The organism is Leucobacter albus (assembly GCF_039528015.1).
Taxonomy (GTDB): Bacteria; Actinomycetota; Actinomycetes; order Actinomycetales; family Microbacteriaceae; genus Leucobacter; species Leucobacter albus.
Genome location: NZ_BAAAKZ010000003.1, coordinates 866,507 through 884,048, shown reverse-complemented (window position 1 = coordinate 884,048; position 17,542 = coordinate 866,507). Strand labels below are relative to the sequence as shown.

Sequence of the window (17,542 nt, the reverse complement as noted above, 5' to 3'; positions counted from 1 at the left end):
AATCCCTGTTTTAGCGCGTGATCATGCGGCTAGATCAAGATTCCATCCACACGTTTTGGCCGATACCCCGCATTTTGGCCGTTTTTCTGCAGATTACAGATCTCAGAGCCTACCGACCGGGCCGCGCGGTGATGTTGGGCGTGTGTGCTCTCGGCGGGCACAGCTCAGCTCCGAGGGCGATCCCGGCGTGCAGCCCGATGGCAACACCGCTCCAGGCGCGGAGCGCCAGCTACCGCGCTAGGCTGCGCGCAAGCACCTGGCCGGGCCACCCGCCGTCATCGAACACGCTCGTGCGTTCGTACCCGCACGACTCGTAGTATCTGACGAGCGCCCCGGAGCCGCCGCGGTAGCAATCTACCCTGAGCTCGGTCACGCCATCGGCCAGCGCGCGGTCGTCGGCGAACGCCATGAGCCGGCGGCCGACGCCTCTGGCGTGTGGTGCGCGCGAGGCGATGAGCACCCGAACGTAGAGTTCGGGCTGTTCAGGGGCTGGTACGTAGGGCATGGCGTCGCCGAGCACAAGGAAGCCGTTCACCTCTCCGCGCTCGGTGATGTGAACCCACGAGTCGGGGGAGTCGCAGGCCTCGGCGATACGCGCGACCTGCCGTTCCTGAGTCGACCACGGTTCGCTACCCCACTGCTCGGTGTTTCCAATCTCAGTGAACCAGGCGATAGCGGCGTCGAACAGCGCGAGCACCGCCGTCGCGTCGTTCGGAGTCGCTCGCCGAATCGCGGCTGTGGCATTCATTGATTCTCCTTTAGAAGGTCTTTGCGTAGGTGACGGAGCGCCCGGTCTCGGCAAACCCAAGCTTCGCGTAGAGCGCGTTCGCGCCGGTGGGGCTGTCGCTGTCGACGTCGAGTGTCGCGCGCTCGACCCCGTCGGCGCGCATCGCGCGCATCGCGCTGCTCAGGAGCGCGCTCGCAATGCCGCGACCCCGCCAAGCGCGCGTGACACCGAGTTCGTCGACGTTGCCGAAGCGGTAGCCGTACGACTCCCACTCGTCTTCGTCGCCCTCGACGGTGATTGCGCCGACGACTTCCTCGGTGCCGTCGGCGTGCGTGGCGATTGCCACCGCGCTCCAGCTCGCCCTGAAATCATCCGCTTGCTTGGCGTCGTCCCATTCGTCGTGCGACGTCGGCTGGCTGCCCCAGTGGTCGCGAAACGACTCATTGATCGCCAGGCGGGCCTGCCCCGACCATTGTGATGTGAATGGCTCAACCCGCAGCCCCGGCGCGAGCGCAGGAGCCGGCACGGCCTCCTCGAGATCACGCTCCATTTCGATCCACCAGCGGGCGGGTCGAAAGCCCTCCGCCTCGAAGAGCGCGCGCTGCCCAGCGGCGTGCTCGCCGACGAGGGTGCTCATCATTGCGGGCAGTTGTAAGGGCGAAGCGGCGAGCTGTTGGGTGCCTCGTTGCGCTTGCCATCGCAGCAATTGCGTGCCGAGCCCTTTGCGGCGCCACTCCGGGTGCACGCGCCCGTTGATATGCGCGGTGACAATTCCCTCGCCACTCGCCTCGAGGTACGCCTCACCGTAGGCGACGATCGCCCCACCGGGGGTGAGCGCGATGATGGTGTCGGTCGCAGGTGTGAACCCGGGGGTGTCGAAACGCTCCTCGAGGTCTTCAGCGTCGGTGCTGGCATCTGGGTCGTCTGCCTCGTCAACGGCGCGCTCGAATTCGAGCAGCGCGGTCAGGTCTGAGTGGCGCAGTTCGCGCCAGGTGAGGCCGTGCAGCGCGACGGGTGCCGCGATGCGCGGCGGCGCAGTGAGTCGCTCCGAGATTGGGCGAAGGGGCTCCGTGTCGGCTTTGATCTGGTCGCGTTCGGGTGACGCGGCTGGCGTTTGGGTCATGGCTCGTAACCTTTCGATAGGGGCAAACGCTGCGGCCGCAGTTCGGGTGAACGGCGGCCGCAGCGGTGTGGCGGTCGGTGGGGTGAGGATGCACCCGCGCGCCCGCGAAGTTGTACTGGTGTCCAACTCATTGTTTTTCTGAGCCTATTGCTTTGCCAGCCCTTGGCGCGAGCTGGGGAACCAGCTTCACAGCAAGCTCCCGGAAACGCCCCCGGAAACGCTCCCTAGAGAACACCCCCGGGCCTGTGCTGCGCCTGCGCCGACGCGCGCCCCGCCCGGGATCGCCTCTCGGGAGCCCGTGCTACGCCGCGAGCGCTTGTTGCACCTTCGCCGTGAAGGGCTTCAGCGGCATCGCCCCTGAGAAGGCCTCAATGACACGATCTCCGCGGGCGATGACGAACGTCGGCACCGCGGTGACCCGGTACTGCACGGAGAGGTCGGGGTTTTGGTCAATGTCGACGCGGGCGACAGAGATTTCACCCTCGTGCTCTTGCGCAAACTGGTCAACGATCGGAATCATCGCCCGGCACGGTGCGCACCACTCAGCCCAGAACTGAATGAGCACGGGGCCTCCTTCGTTGAGGGCCGCCTGAAGGGTCGTGGCATTCGCGTGAAAAGTGGGCATGCGCCCCTCGCTTTCTCTGAAGATGTGTTCAGAGACCAGCGTGCACTGCGGCGAGGGGCGAAGTCGAAATTTCTTGCGGGAATGGCATCTTACGGCAGCAGCGGCCCGACCGCGATCATCAGGCTGTACGCCATGATGATGATGAGCGAGAAGCGGAACATGCGCCGCGCCCAGGCGTTATCGTCTTTCGCACGGAAGCCTTGAATGCCGATGACGACCCACCAGAGGCTGAGCGCCCCCATGACAGCCGCGTAGATCCACCCCGTGTAGCCGAGGAACGTGAGCGCCACGGCCGAAATACCGTAGGCGATTGCGTAGATGAGAATCTGCACTTTCGCGGCGGGAATGCCGTGCACAACGGTGATGACTGGCACCCCGGCGCGCGCGTACTCGTCGCGGCGGTACACGGCGATCGAGTAGAACTCGGGCATCTGCCAGAAGAAGATCGCGAGAAACGCGAAGATCGCGGCGGCGTCGACGGCGCCGGTGACGGCAACGTAGCCCGCGAATATCGGGGCGGCGCCCGAAATGCTGCCGACGAGCGTGCCGTGCACGCTCATGCGCTTCGAGAGCATGCCGTAGAGCACAACGTAGGTGAAGAAGCCGACGAGCCCCGTGACGACGACGAGCCAGTTCGTCCACAGCACGAGCACGGCGTTGCCGAGCACGAAGAGCACGATCGAGAAGATCACCGCACCGCGCACGCTGATGCTGCCCGAGACCGTCGCGCGTTTCTTCGTGCGTTCCATGCGGTCGTCGATGTCGCGGTCGAGCACGTTGTTGAGCACGCACGCCGACGCGATCACGAAGGTGGTGCCGATGATGGTGGCAAAAAACAGCAGCGCATCGAAGTGCAGCGTGACCCCAGCAGCGAGCAAGAAGCCGGCCGCGGCCGTGAGCACATTGCCATAGAGCACGCCCGGCTTGGTGAGCGAGTAATAGCGCGCGGCTACGGCGCGAAACGAGTCGCCGTCGGCGCGCGAGGCAATCTTCGCGTCGGTGCCGCGGCTGCGCTCGGAGAACACGGCGGCGTCGGCGAGTTCAGCGAACTCCGGCGCGGCGGCGCTTTCGCGGGCGGCGGTCTCTCGGTCACGCCGGGCGGTTCCGGGGTCGCTCGGCAGCTCGGTGTTCTCTTCGGGGAACCCACTCGTGGGCATGCAGATCTGGCCTTTCTAAGCCTCTGAGCCGGTTGGCTGCGGCTTGCCGCGTGCGGTGCGGCGCGTCTGCAACGCTGGCGGTGCCGAGCGCCGTAGCCGAGAGGCCGCAGACTTCACCCTCAAATATACCCGCTTCCAGATGTGCGTATGCTCGCCGCGTGCGGTGCGAGTCAGATAAACCACGGGTCGACGCTTCGCACACCAAACTTCGGCGCAATATTCGCGTTCCATCGCTCTGCGAAGCGCTCCTTGGGGGCGTCGGAGGCGACCGCAGCAGCCTTGCCTGCGGCGGAAAGCTGCGCGCAACCGCTTGCATTGGCGGCCTTTGCCCAGGCAACATACTCCTGGTTCGCCGTGTGCGACTGCGCGATCGCCTCGCGCAGGTCGTCGAGCAATGCCGGGCCGTCAGGGATCAGATCGACGGGCATCGCGTCAAGCGCGGCGAGCAACTTGGCGCGGTTGTCACGCACCTGCTCCATCGCGGTGACGGAGTCGGCGTAGCCGCCGGCCGATGCCGTACAGTTTTGCAGTTTCGGGAGCGCCGACTTCACGAGGGCCCTGCCCTCGTAGGCGCGCTCCAAGACCTCGATGAGGTAGCGCACCTGGTCTTCGGCGGTGTCGTCTGGCGAGCTGACGTCGAAGGCACCGGAGGTGCCGGCGGTGTCGGCGAGCGTGCGCAGCTGTGAGCCGAGCGGCACGAAGATGTACCGCACGAACCGCTCCTGCGCGAGCGTTGTCTTGCCGCTGCCGTCGACCACGCTGAGCGTGCCGAGGTCGTAGTCGAGCACGATGCGGCTGCCGTCGGTGAGGGTCGCGGTGATGCGGCGCGTGTCTGGGTCCCACTTGCAGGCTGCGAGGGCCTCTTTGCTCGCTGGCGATTTCGCGCCGATCGAGAAGATGTCGGCCGACCCGTCTGCCGGCCTGACCTGCACGAACGCCGGGGTCGTCGCATCGTAGCCGCAGACGAGCACCCAGCCGTTCGTGTACTCGGCCCAGGCGAGCAGCACGGTCGGGTCGGGGCACTGCGGCATGCCCGCGGGCAGCGCTGCCGTGGCGGCGGATCCCGAACCGCCGGAATCTATCGGCCGGTACAGGGAGAGAAACCTATCGCTGCCATTGCCGCCCGCGGTTGAGCAGTCGGGGCAGCCTCGCTCGGTGACGAGCAGGCCCGCATAGGTCAGCCATGCCTCGTGCGCGTCGGTGGGGTAGGCAAGCGCTCCTAGCGTGCCGCCGGTGGTGACATCGACGAGCGCGCCGTTTGAGACGGAGGTGCCGTGCTCGTCGAGCACGAGATCGAGCGTTGGCACTGAGAGCTGGTCGCTTCGGTACCCGGCCTCGAATCCAAACTCCGGTTGCGACCATTCCGCCAGTAGCTCACCCGTTGCCGCGCTGAACGAGTGGGAGCTGTCGCTGCCGCGCACCACGAGCGCCGAGCCTTCGCCCCCAGTCGCGCCGACGAAGGCACCACCGCGTGGGTCGCTCCAGAGCTCAGCGAGCGAGCCGTCGGCGGCAAACGTGCTGACTGTGGTGCCAGACTCTGCGTTGCTTCTCACGATCGCGTCTTCGCCATCAATTGTCACCGCGTGCACGTCAAGAATGTCGCGGCCGCCGCCCCACACGACCGACCCGGTAACCGTGTCACAGCGTTCGGGGGTCGACGCGGCAACGAGGTGCCCGCCCGGGGTGAGCAGCGCGTCGCAGCTGCCGTCGCCGCCCTCGTACACGCTCGCCCCCGTGCCCGTCGCGACGGTGGCACCGGTGCCGTCGAGCAGCGTCCAACTGCCGCCCGAGCGAAGCAGGGTGCGCTCGCCGGCGATCGTGATGCCGTAGTAGCCGCCCGTGTGCAGGTTGTCGCTCGACCAGAGTTCGCGACCGTCGAGATCGAGCGCAACGGCGCTCGCCTCGCCCCGGGCCGTGAACATCGAGGCGAGCACGATTCTGTCAGCGGAGGTGGCGACGCGGCTGAGGCCCGGGGCGACCTCGGTGCTCGTCGCCTCGCCCGAGGCGGTCACCTCCCAGAGCACCGACGGTTCACCCTCGTCGCCCGCGGCGACGCAGTAGAATCGCTCGACGCGCTCCGCGGCCGGAGCGCAGTTCGCATGCCCTTGGCGGATCTCCGTCGACCAGATCTCTGTGCCGTCGGCAGCGTCGAGCAGCACGAGCTTCGAATCGACGCCACGGGCAACGAACATCACCGCGTTCTTCGTTGCGGCGGGGTAGAACGGCGAGTCGAGCCCGATGGTGGCGCGGTCGAAGTGGCCGCCGAGCCACGAGGAGGCGGTATCGGGCCCGGTCTTCGGCGTGACAAAAGCGTCGGAATCCACGCGCCACGCGAGTTCGACGCCGTCGGCGAAGCTGCGCGGGGCGGTTCCGTCGTCGGTGTATCCCAGCGGGCCGGCAGCCGTGTCAGCGGGTTGGCCTGCGAGCCCCGGGATCCACCTCGAGAGCGTGCCGGTCGCCGCGAGCGCGGCTCCCGTGCCGCCGATGAGGAGCGCGGCGGCGGTGACCGAGGCGATGAGTGCCGCGCGCGTGCTCATGCGTCGTCGCGGCGGTCTCGCGGGAGCTTCACTCGGGCCGGGAAACTGAGCGCCCGGCTGCGCCACGTGAGGCATTGCCGGGCCGGGGAGCTGAGCTGCGGGCGGCGGGAAGTCGAGCTGTGGCGAAGCGGGATCGGGGGTGGGTTGCTGCCCTCCAGGGGGCGCCCAGCCCGCGTTGTTGTCGTGCGTCATTGCGCGTGGCCTCCCGGCGTTCAGGTGGCACACACGAAAAAACGGTGCCCGGCGGGCCACAGGTGTGCTCACCTAGCAGGCTAGTGTCGCTGACGCACCCGAGCAAGGGCACGTGAGGCTGGGCAGGTGCGCACGAAGGTCGGCGGTTGCTTCTACGATTGAGGCATCATGGGCATTGAATCGCGTGAGCAACAACCGGCGGGCTGGCGCGCGCAGCTCGCGGGGGTGCTCGGCGAGCACTTGGGCGCTGTAGCATTCGACCCGCTAACCGAACAAACCGGACAAAACGGATGGCCAAACCCTGGGGCGCAAGCCGCCCAGGCTGGGCGGCCCGAGCATTCGGTGCGGCCCGCGCAGCAAGAGCAACCCGAGCAACTCACCGAGCTCGGGCTGCTGTTCGAGCTGCGCGAGCTCATGCCTCGGTCGAGCGAAAGTTGGAACGGGCCGCTGTCTCGGGCGCTACCCACGGTTGGTCGGCTGCGCACGGGCGAGGAGCGGCCCGGTACCGGGGTGGTGAGGCTTGCGACGCGGCCCGCTATGCGCACTGCGCGCGGCTGGGCGCGCGGTTCGCTCACCTGGGCCAACATCGGGCACCACGGCAGCAGGCTCCGACTCGACCCCGAACAGCAGCGCTGGTTTCGGCAGTTTCACGCGCTGCACCGCGCGGCCGAGCCGCTCGCCGTCGGCCAAGACCCGCAGTGGGTGCTGCTTGACGACTTCGTCAGCCCGGCACTCTGGGCGATGCTCACGCAGGCACAGACACTGGGCATCGCGCTCGCCATGGCCGACAGGCGGAGCGAGGTTGTGCTGCACGAGCGGGCGGAACTCACCCTCGATGTTGTTTCGGTCGGCGGCGAGCATAGCGATGATGATGCCGCCGGGCGCAGCACGGCGGAAACGCCGCTCCCGCCGGGGCTTCGGGTCGCGCCGCTGCTGCTCCTCGACGGCGACGCCGTCGCGCTGCCGGGGGAGCAGCTTGCATCGACCGAGACCACCCTGGGGCAGGCTCGGGCGGGCACTCCCGCCCCAGCAGGAGCCTCGATGCGCGTGGCTGGGGCGACTGCCAGCCACGGTCTCTATGTCGTCGAACGAGCAGACACGAGCGGATCGGGCGGCAGCACTGCAAGCACCGTGCGGCTGGCTCCCGTGCCAGCCGGGCTCAGCGAGAACTTCGCCGCGCTGCTCGCGGCGGGCGGGGCTGGGTGGCCCATCACCGTGCCGGAGCGCGAACGGGCGGCATTTCTCGACGTCGGTGTGCGGGCGCTGCGCTCACGCTTCGAGCTGTCGAGCTCAGACGGGTCTGTGGCCCTCCCTAAGCCGCAGGCTGACCCGCCAGTGCTCACCGCGGCGTGGCGCCGCGGGCACCGCCTCACACTCAGGTGGCACACCGAATCGCGCGCCCCGCTCGCAGAGGCGTTGCCTCCGCAGCTCGGCGACGACGAGCGGATACCGCCTGTCTGGCTCGTGGATCCGCACCCACCGGAGGTGGAATTGCGCGACGCCGAGGCGGCCGTGTTCCTCGCCGAGGTACTACCGCAGCTCGAGCAGCTGCCTGGCATCGAGGTGCACAAGACCGGGTCGCCACCAACATACCGCGAGCTGCGCGGCGCCCCGGAGCTGCAAATCACAGCGGTGCCGAGCGAAACCGAGGATTGGTTTGACATGGGGGTGCTTGTCGTCGTCGACGGGCGAACGGTGCCGTTTCGGCCACTGTTTCGCGCGCTTGCGGCGAACCAGCGCAGGCTACTGCTCGTCGACGGCACCTATCTGCAGCTCAACCACCCGACTTTTACGCCGCTGATAGAGCTCATCGCTGAAGCGCAGAACCTCGCTGAGTGGGAGGCCGGCTTCGCGGTGCCCAGGCACCAAGTGCCGCGCTGGGCGGATTTTGTGGATCTCGCTGAGGAGTCGCCGGCAGCAACTCAGTGGCGGGCCCTGATCGCTGAGGTGGGGGAGCAGTCGCCGGTGGCCGTGCCAGTGCCAGCCAGTGTGCGCGCCGAACTGCGAAGCTACCAGCTCGAGGGGTTTCACTGGTTGGCGTTTCTCTGGCGGCACCGTCTCGGCGGCATTCTCGCCGACGATATGGGGCTCGGCAAGACGCTCCAGTGCTTGACACTGATCGCGCATGCGAAGGCGGGGTCGGGGGCCATGCCGCCGGCCCCGCTTGGAGCGGTGCCTAGCGTGGAGCGGCGGCCGTTTCTCGTGGTCGCGCCCACGTCGGTAATGACGAACTGGGCGTCTGAAGCGGCAAAGTTCGTTCCCGGGCTACGCGTGAGCGTGCGTTCGTCGACCTCGCGCGCTTCGCGCCGACCTGTCTCAGCTGATGCGGCAGTGGCCGACATCATCGTGACGAGCTACGCACTGTTTCGGCTCGACTTCGAGGAGTACCGCAGCGTTGCGGCAGACCCTGAGCGTGGTTTCGCCGGCCTGATTCTCGACGAGGCCCAGTTCGTCAAGAATGCTCAGGCGCAGGGCAACGAGCTTGCCCGCGAGCTCCCTGTCAGCTGGAAACTCGCGGTGACCGGCACACCAATGGAAAACTCGCTGCGCGAACTGCACGCCATCTGCGGCATCGTCGCCCCCGGGCTCTTCCCCTCGGCGCGTCGCTTTGAAGAGCGGTACGTGCGGGCGATCGAGCGGCCGGCGCCGGGTGTCTCCGAGGGCATAGGCGCGGGCAGCGGCCCACAGACACAGGCGGCGCTCCGCGCGCACCGCACGAAAGAACTTCGGCGCCGCCTTCGGCCGTTTTTGCTGCGGCGCACCAAGCCGCTCGTTGCGGCTGAATTGCCCGAGAGGCAAGAACAGCTCCTCGAAATTGAACTCGCTCCCGAGCACCGGGAGCTGTACGAGGTATTCCTGCAGCGTGAGCGGCAGAAACTGTTTGGGCTGATCGATGACCTCGACCGACATCGATTCACCGTGCTTCGTTCGCTCACGCTGCTGCGCATGCTCGCGCTTGACGCCTCGCTCATCGACGAGACCTACGCCGATCTGCCGTCTGCGAAGCTCGATGCGTTGACGGAGCACACTTCGGCACTTGCGAGCGAGGGGCGGCGCGCACTCGTCTTCAGTCAGTTCACCTCGCTCTTGGCCCTCGCGCGCGAACGGTTGACGGCGGCGGGCCTGCGGGTAGCGCTGCTCGACGGGTCAACGCGCAATCGTGACTCGGTGATTGGTCAATTCAGGCGGGGCGGGGTCGACGTGTTTCTCATTAGTTTGAAAGCGGGAGGCGTTGGGCTGAACCTGGCCGAGGCCGACACCGTGTTTCTGCTCGACCCGTGGTGGAACCCAGCGAGCGAGGCGCAGGCGATCGACCGGGCGCATCGAATTGGTCAGGGAAAGCAGGTACACGTCATTCGGCTCATCGCGCTCGGCACGATCGAGGAGAAAGTGCGGGCGCTGCAGGCGCGTAAGCGCGCCGTCTTCGATGCCGTCATCGACAACGAAGCTCACTTCGCGGCCGGGCTCACCGCGAGCGACCTTCGCGACCTGCTGGGCGCAGGCTCGGGGGAAACAGTTTCATAACGGTGGTGCGCTCAGGGAATTCATCGAATACTCTTAGACCAAATTGCATCCCCGGCAACACTGTGGTTGGGGCGCGTCACTAAGCGATAGGAACTGGTGTGGGCGGCTTTCGCAAGATAAAGAGGTCTGGCAAGCGCGGGATTGCGTGGGGCCTGGGGGCGGCTCTCGCGCTCGGCATGGCCATCGCCACACCGCAGGTGGCGCTCGCGGCCGAAGACAACGCACTGCTGGAGATCACGAAGTCGGCCTCGAAAGAGACGCTGAAGCCCGGCGAGACAATGGAGTATCGCATCGAGCTCGGCTGCTCGACGATCACCGACCTCGGCTGCCGCAACGCGACACTGTCAGACCTGATTCCTGCTGAGTTCGAGATTGTCGAGGGCAGCGTCGCGGTTTCGAACGCCACCGCGGAGTCGATCGATGTCTCAGGCAATCAGGTGACGGTGGTGTTCGGCGACGAGCTCGGTGACGGCACGACCGGCCTGCTCGAGAACGCCGACGCGGTCATCACCATTCAAGTGAAGCTGCGCGACAACCTCTCGTTCGACCAAAACGGTGTGCCGATCGTGAACACGGCAACGGCAGACGCAGACAACGCCGCAGACGTCTCCGACGACGTCGCTGTCACCCCGGTGATCGAGTTGAAGCTCGGCACCGAGGTGTCGAAGGGCTACGACCCGGCGCTCGCGCAGGCGGAGCCCGGCACACCGACCACGCTCACTGTCAACGGCGTGAACAAGTCGAACGCCGGAGTCGACACGCTCACGCTCACCGACCCGACAGATCCCGAGGCCTCGCCGAACCCGTTCGAGTACCTCGAGATGGCGACCCTCGAGTCGCTCACCTTCCCCGACGGCGCGGCGCCCACCGCGACAGTCGAGTACTGGGTTGGAGGCACATGGGTAACCGAGGTGCTCTCCGCGAGCGACATGCCGCACGCGCCGCCGGCCGGGGCACAGGGCATCCGTGTCACCTTCACCGCAGCGGATGGCTCGAAGCTCCCTACAAACGCGAGCGGCGGCTTCGAGCTCGGCCTCAAGCAGCGCCCCGAGGTGGCAAACCTCACAGAGAAATTTACCGCCGAGAACACCGTCAAGAGCGAAGTTGCACTCGGCGACCAGAGCGCGAAGGCTGAGAACGAAGCCGACTACACGATTCACACGACCCCGATCTCGGTCGAGGCCGCGAAGCAGTTCAACCCGAACGAGCTCGCCCAGGGTGGCAAGACCCAGGTCACGCTCGGCGCGACGAACACGAGCGCCGTGAGCCTCGACAGCCTGAAGATTCGCGAACCAGCGAGCGGCAGCTTCGCTGAGGAGCTCGACTTCACGGGATTCACCTCGGCGGTGACCTACCCGGCCAAAGCAGCAACCGCGACATTCACGCTCTACTACATCGACAAGGCCGGCGCGCCCCAGCAGCAGGGGCCACTGACCCTCGGCGACGGCGATGCATTCCCCGAGCTGCCGGCAGATTTCGGTTCGCTCGACTACTTCGAGCTCGACTTCGCCGGCCCCATTGAGCCTGGTAGCGAGACGACGATCGACTTTGCCGCCGTGGCAAACGCGAAGGGCTTTGACCCCGAGACCGGCGCGCCGCTCGGCACCGTGACGAACGTCGTTGGGGTCGAGGGCACCTTCGGTGACAAGACCGCGACCGACGAGGCCGATGACACGGTGACCCTCGAAGCGAAGAAGCTCGAGATCGCCACCGAGAAGAAGCTCACACCCGGCGAGATCTGGGGCTACAAGGGCGAGGGCGTGCTCGTGCAGCTGCCCACCACGGTCGTGAAGCCAGGCTCGAATGCGCCGGCGACCGAGATCATCGTGAGTGACCCAGAGCTCGAGTTCCCAGGAGACCCCAATAGCCCGCCGAAAGACTCGGCATTCTGGGACAAGTTCACGCCCGAAGCGATCACGAACACCGACGTGCCCGACGGTGCCACGCTCACCGTGCGCTACTGGGACACCGATGAGAGCAAGTGGATCGAGATCCCAGGCTTCACCGGGCTCACGGGCACCGTGAACAAGGATCTCCCCGCCGACATCCTCGACAAGATCGGCGGGCTGCAGTTCGTCTTCACGAACCCGGACCCTGGCTTCGAACCGCACGAGCTCCCCGACTTCAACGTCAACCCGAGCTTCACCGCCACGCTCGACGAGCAGCACCAGGGCCCCGAGCCCATCACCCTCGCGAACTGCGCGACCTCGAGCGGCGCGATTCAGGTCGGCGATGAGACAATCGCCGAAGACGTGACCGACGAGCCTGCCTGTGACGACCTCGTAGTGAAGGCGCCGCGCCCCGGCGAGTACGACCTGTTCGAGAAGACCTGGCTCGACGCAGGCAACCCCGCGCAGATCGTGCAGCGCACGGGCGACCACGCGAAGACCAGGCTGCACTGGTCGACCGAAAACCTCGCGTTCGATCGCATGACACTCGGCGAGACCCGCCTCGGCTCGACGCCGGGCGCTGGCCCGGCCGACCCGGTCGCACAGACGACCTTCGAGGCCTTCAACCTCGTGAAGGTAAAGGCTGTCACGAACGACAAGGCCTTCGCCGAGGGCTGGGACAAGATCACCTCGATTGATCTCTGGATCGGTGGCCAGTGGGTCCGCGCGACCAACGCGACCGAGCCGTTCTATACGAAGACCATGAGCGATATCGAGCTCACCGCAGACGAGCAGCGTGACGCGACCGCCGTGCGCATCGTGTTCGAGGAGAACCGAGACGGGCGCATTGGTGCCGGTGCTGACGCGCCAGCGCCAGGCTCGGGCCTCTGGAAGTCGATGGGCCGCGACCGCAAGGTCGACCTCGAGTGGGAGCTGCGCGACGTGCGCCGCAGCGACCCGGGCAAGGCCGTGATCGCGAGCGAGATCTTCAACGTCGCCGGCAAGCCCGGCCTCGTGAAGAACTGGGGCAGCGCGACCGGCGAGCAGCCGGGCGGCGGCACCGAGCACGATCAGGATGACGACGACATCACTATCGTGCCGCGCCCGCTCGGCGTGACGGTCTCCAAGGGCTGGAGCGGCGGCCCGCTCGGCGTTCCGCCGGGAGACGTGCCGGCAGAGTCGTACCCGACGAGCCGCGTCACCATCAAGGCGACGAACACCTCGCAGCAGAAGGTCGACCAGCTCTCGATCATCGATCCGGGTGATGGCAAGGAAAGCCCGTTCGAGATCTTCAACCTGTACGCGATCGTCGACGCACCGCACCCGGTGACGGGCGGCGACCCGAACAAGACCCTCGTGATACTGACGAAGGCCGACGGCTCGATCATCGACCCAGCTGGCATCGGCGGCCTCACGCCGGGCCAGGCAAAGGCGCTGACACCCGCAGAGCTCAAGGATGTCGTGAAGGTTGAGCTGCGCCACCAGGGGCGCATCGCGACCAAGGCGACGGCGACGCTGCAGCTCGACTTCCAGCTGCGCAAGACGCACCGTAGCGACCCGAATAAGCCTGTCACCACAGTCGACTCGCCCGTGAAGAACGGCACCGTCGGCAGCGTCACAGACCTGCTCGGGCTCGAGCAGGAGCACTCGGTCGAGGCGGCAGACGAGGCGCAGATTCGCCTCGACACGTTCGACCTCGCCGTGCAGACGACGAAGAAGTTCACGCCAGACAACCAGCGCGTTATCTGGGACGAGTCGGAGCCGGGGTACGAGCAACGCCTGTGGGACCCGATTCGCATGGATCTCACCGCACGCCCGTCGGGCACCGGGCGCACCGACAAGCTGGTCGTGACCGATTCCGGTGAGAACCGCGTGCCAGGCACACCGTCGGCGAAGAGCTTCTGGAACGCATTCAGCTTCGAGGGCTTCACGGGCGACACGCTCGAGGTGCCGACGCCCGTCACACACGTGCAGGCCGAGGTGCTGTACGGCGACTTCGAAACTGACATTCAGGGGTTTGGGCGTGCGCTGAACTTCACCCCCGATAACACGCCGCCGGCGGTTGACGGCTGGGTCAAGGGGAGCGACGCGCCCGTGAAGGCGGTCGATCGCAAGATCGAGGGTGCCGCTGCTGCGCTGCTCGCGAATATTCCCAACACCGACTACGACAAGATTCGCGGCATTCGCCTCACCTACACCAGGCTGAACGACGCGGGCGAGCGGCTCGCGTTCGAGAACCCGGCAAACCCCGAGGCGAAGATCGCTCTCGAGGTGAAGCGCCGCGCCTACCTGGTCTCCAACCCTGCCGAGCCGGTGCCCGACTCCGACGCGCAGATTAGCGCGCCCGGCGAGCCAGTGAAGAACCACGGCGGCGAGCTGCACAACACCGTTGACGCCGACGCCGAGAGCTACCTCAAGGGACCCGACTCAGGCAGCGGTGAGCCGGAGCCGCTGCTGACGGCGTCTGACGACGACACCGTGCGCTACACGTACCTCTCGGAGGGCATCGAGGTTGCGGTCGAGAAGACCCCGGTCGGTGCGCAGGCACCCGGCTCGGTGATCCCGTTCAAGCTGAAGACGACGAACACGGCAGAGCGCGTCGCCGACGCTGAAACGAACGAGAGTGCAGGCATCCTCGATCCGATCATCGTGGATCTGTTCCCGGTCGATGACAACCCGGTTGAGGCCGATCGGAAGCCGCTGCTGATCTTCGATCCCGACATGGAGGAGTCCAAGCGCTTTAGCTTCGCCCTCGAGAACGTCTACAGCGACGGGCCAAATGAGATTCCGGTAGACCCGAGCAAGGTGAAGGTCACCTATCTGGGCAAGAACCAGCAGCCCGTTGCTCCGGGCGGCGAGATCTTCGGCGTGAAGTTCGAGTTCCCCGAGGGCACCGTGCTCTACCCCGAAGAGGTGTACACGGTGACCGTGAACATGATGTTCCGGCCGGGAGTTGAGGCCGGGTCAGAGCACTCGCTCGAGAACCGCTTCTATGTCCAGTCACCGCACCAGGAGTTCGATAGCTGTAACTTCACGTCTTCAGATCACGGCAGCAAGGAGTGCTGGGCGGCGACCGAGGTCTACCCGACCGAGGCCGGGGCGCTGCGCGGCAAGAAGTACGTGCGCGCGAACGACCCCGAGCTCGGCACCGCGATTGTTGCGAACCCGAACTCGGTCGCAGAGTGCAAGCCGGCAATCGGCTCGGAGCCTGACGGCTTCTACGTAGGCAGCTGCGTTCCGATCACGAAGCCGCTCGGCATCGAGACGTGGCGCGAGGAACTGCAGAACACCGGCACGACGGCGATGGAGAAGGTCGTGACGATCGACTCGCTGCCGAAGGTCGGAGACCAGGGCGCGCTCGTGCTGTTGCCGCGTAACTCGGAGTGGCAGCCGACCTGGGTGGGTAACGTTGAGGTTGTCGAAGGCGCCGCGCCCGACGGCGTTGACTACCGCCACGACGTGACCCCCGAGCTGTTCTACTCCGATTCCGACAGCACGGCGTGCACGGCAGATTTGAAGCCGACCGAGACGCCGCAGTGCGACGGGTTCTGGAGGGCGCTCACGCCTGACGTCGACCCGACCACGGTGCGCCACGTGAAGAGCGTGTTCACCTTCCCAGCCGACAAGCGCTTCGCTCCAGGCGACCGCCTCGCGTACACCTTCGAAACTCGCACCCCGGCGCAGGCCCCGAAGATGACGGCAGACACTGTCGCGTGGAACTCGGTCGCAGTCGGCGCGCAGACGATCGGATCAGACGGAACCACGAAGGCGAGCGTGCTGCCCACCGAGGGCCTGCGCGTCGGCGTCGCACTCGCGAGCGGCCCGCTTGCCATCGAGAAGACCGTGACGGGCAACGGCGCGCACTTCGCCCCTGAGACCTTCGAGGTCGACGTGGTGTGCGAGGTGCCCGCCCGTGAGGGGTCTGAGGAGGGCCCCGTGAAGCTTGAGCCCGTCCGCGTGACGGTGACGGCCGGGGAGCCGGTGACGCTCGACGAGCAGTTCCCGTACGGCGCGAAGTGCCGTGTCGCAGAGGTGCCGGGCGCGAACGGCGAGACCTCCTCGGAGATTCCCGATGACACCGTGACGATCGGCCGAGACAAGGCCAACGTGCCCGTGCTGAAGCTCACGAACCGCTACGAGCTCGGCTCCTTCCAGGTCGCCAAGCGCGTTGATGGTGCCGAGAACCAGGCCGGCGACCCGATCGACTACGGGGCCTTCGAGGTCGCGGCGGAGTGCACGTTCCTCGGCGAGGAGATCGCGCTTGACCCAGCGTCGGCGGAGCTCACCGCTGGCGGTACCGCGTGGCTCGTCGACCAGCTGCCGATTGGCGCTCAGTGCAAGCTCACCGAGGTCGACGCGAAGGGCGGCTCAGCCGAGCTGAAGCAGGGGGACACGACCATTCCGCAGAACGAGGATGGCTCGTGGACGATCACGGTCACCGAAGACGCTGCGTCTGTGCCGGCGAACAACGCCGAGCTCGTGCTCACGAACACGATGCCGGTCGGCGCCATCGAGCTCTCCAAGGAGCTCGCCGGTGCCGGGGCCGGCGCGGTGTCTGACGCGACGAAGTTCTCGTTCGACGTGCTCTGCACGTTCGAGGGCAACGAGGTCTACTCCGCGACGCTCGAGCTCACGAAGGCCGAGGCCTTAGCAGGCAAGAAGCTCTCGATCGGGAAGCTGCCGGTAGGCGCCGAGTGCGGCATCGCCGAAACCGGTGCCGGCGGCGCGACCGCGACCGAGCTCGTCGACGGCGCGGGGGCGCCCGTCACCGGGCCCATCACCATCGGCGACACCGAGACCGTGAAACTCACAGCCGTGAACTTCTTCGACGCGGGCGTGTTGCACGTAGCGAAGGAGATCACGGGTGCCGGTGCCGAGCTCTGGGGTGCAGGCCCGTTCGAGGTCTCGCTCGCTTGCACGCTCGACGGTTCTGACGTGTCGATCCCCGGTGGTGCCGAGCGCGAGCTCACCGCGGAGAACGGCTTCGCAGGCGACTACTCCGACCTTCTTGTCGGAGCTGAGTGTGGTCTCACCGAGACCAACACCGGTGGCGCGACCACGAGCGAGATCGTCGATGCCGAGGGCGCGCCGATCACCGAGCCGATCGTTATCGGAGTGGACGAGGTCGCGCAGCTGCGCGTGATCAACACCTTCGACCTCGGTGGCCTCACCGTAAAGAAGGAGCTCACCGGGGCGGGCGCAAGCCTCGCTGGTGACAAGGTGTTCACCGTATCGCTTGAGTGCACCGTCGATCGCGGCGGCGTCGCCGCAGCGATCGAGATCCCGGGCGGCGCAGACCGCGAGCTGTCGAAGCAGAACGGTCTGACCGCGAGCTACGAGCAGCTGCCGGTCGGCGCGAAGTGTGAGCTGCGCGAAACCGGCACCGGCGGTGGAACCACGGTGTCGATCACGCCGAACGCCGGCGACATCAGGGTCGGCGCCGTGACCGTTGCCGCCGGGGCTGCGACGCAGCTCACCGTCGTGAACGAGTTTCCGGCGGTGCCGCCGACGCCGGGCGAGCCCGGGCTTCCCGGCACCGGTGGCTCGGCCCAGACTGGGTTGATCGTCGGTGGGGTCGCGCTGCTGCTGCTCGGCGCAACGCTCGTGGTGCTGCGAGTGCGCCGGTCGAGGAAAGACCAGTAGGGCTCGATAGCCCCGCCTTGCGCGGAACGTCAGCGGGCGGTGCTCCTTCGGGAGTGCCGCCCGTTTTTCGTTGGCGAGAACTCGCTGCGATTGCCGCGGCGACCCCGCTGGGCGCTGCCTCGAC

General features: G+C 66.9%; 7 protein-coding genes. 2 read left to right on the top strand and 5 right to left on the bottom strand.

Going from position 1 to position 17,542, the window contains the following annotated elements; all coding sequences use genetic code 11:
• Positions 1 to 229: 229 nt before the first annotated feature.
• The 5 genes from ABD115_RS07650 to ABD115_RS07630 all read right to left on the bottom strand — a co-directional run bounded on the left by ABD115_RS07650 (position 230) and on the right by ABD115_RS07630 (position 6,169).
• Positions 230 to 748, bottom strand: a complete 519-nt coding sequence (locus ABD115_RS07650) for a GNAT family N-acetyltransferase (protein WP_343959830.1) — start codon at positions 746 to 748, stop codon at positions 230 to 232.
• 10 nt (positions 749 to 758) lie between these two features.
• A complete protein-coding gene (locus ABD115_RS07645; RefSeq protein ID WP_343959828.1) occupies positions 759 to 1,850 on the bottom strand; it encodes a GNAT family N-acetyltransferase in 1,092 nt (363 codons plus the stop codon).
• Between the two features lie 301 nt (positions 1,851 to 2,151).
• The gene (locus ABD115_RS07640) at positions 2,152 to 2,475 is read right to left on the bottom strand and encodes a thioredoxin family protein (RefSeq protein WP_343959826.1); all 324 of its coding nucleotides are present in this window, start codon (positions 2,473 to 2,475) and stop codon (positions 2,152 to 2,154) included.
• Positions 2,476 to 2,564: 89 nt separating this feature from the next.
• On the bottom strand, positions 2,565 to 3,632 hold the full coding sequence (gene cyoE / locus ABD115_RS07635) for a heme o synthase (RefSeq protein WP_343959824.1): 1,068 nt from the start codon (positions 3,630 to 3,632) through the stop codon (positions 2,565 to 2,567).
• A gap of 170 nt (positions 3,633 to 3,802) precedes the next feature.
• On the bottom strand, positions 3,803 to 6,169 hold the full coding sequence (locus ABD115_RS07630; RefSeq protein ID WP_343959821.1) for a hypothetical protein: 2,367 nt from the start codon (positions 6,167 to 6,169) through the stop codon (positions 3,803 to 3,805).
• Positions 6,170 to 6,529: 360 nt separating this feature from the next.
• On the opposite strand from ABD115_RS07630, the gene ABD115_RS07625 reads away from it, so the two are divergent.
• Both ABD115_RS07625 and ABD115_RS07620 read left to right on the top strand, forming a co-directional pair.
• On the top strand, positions 6,530 to 9,886 hold the full coding sequence (locus ABD115_RS07625; protein ID WP_343959818.1) for a DEAD/DEAH box helicase: 3,357 nt from the start codon (positions 6,530 to 6,532) through the stop codon (positions 9,884 to 9,886).
• Positions 9,887 to 9,984: 98 nt separating this feature from the next.
• Positions 9,985 to 17,418, top strand: a complete 7,434-nt coding sequence (locus ABD115_RS07620; protein ID WP_343959816.1) for a DUF5979 domain-containing protein — start codon at positions 9,985 to 9,987, stop codon at positions 17,416 to 17,418.
• Positions 17,419 to 17,542: the final 124 nt, after the last annotated feature.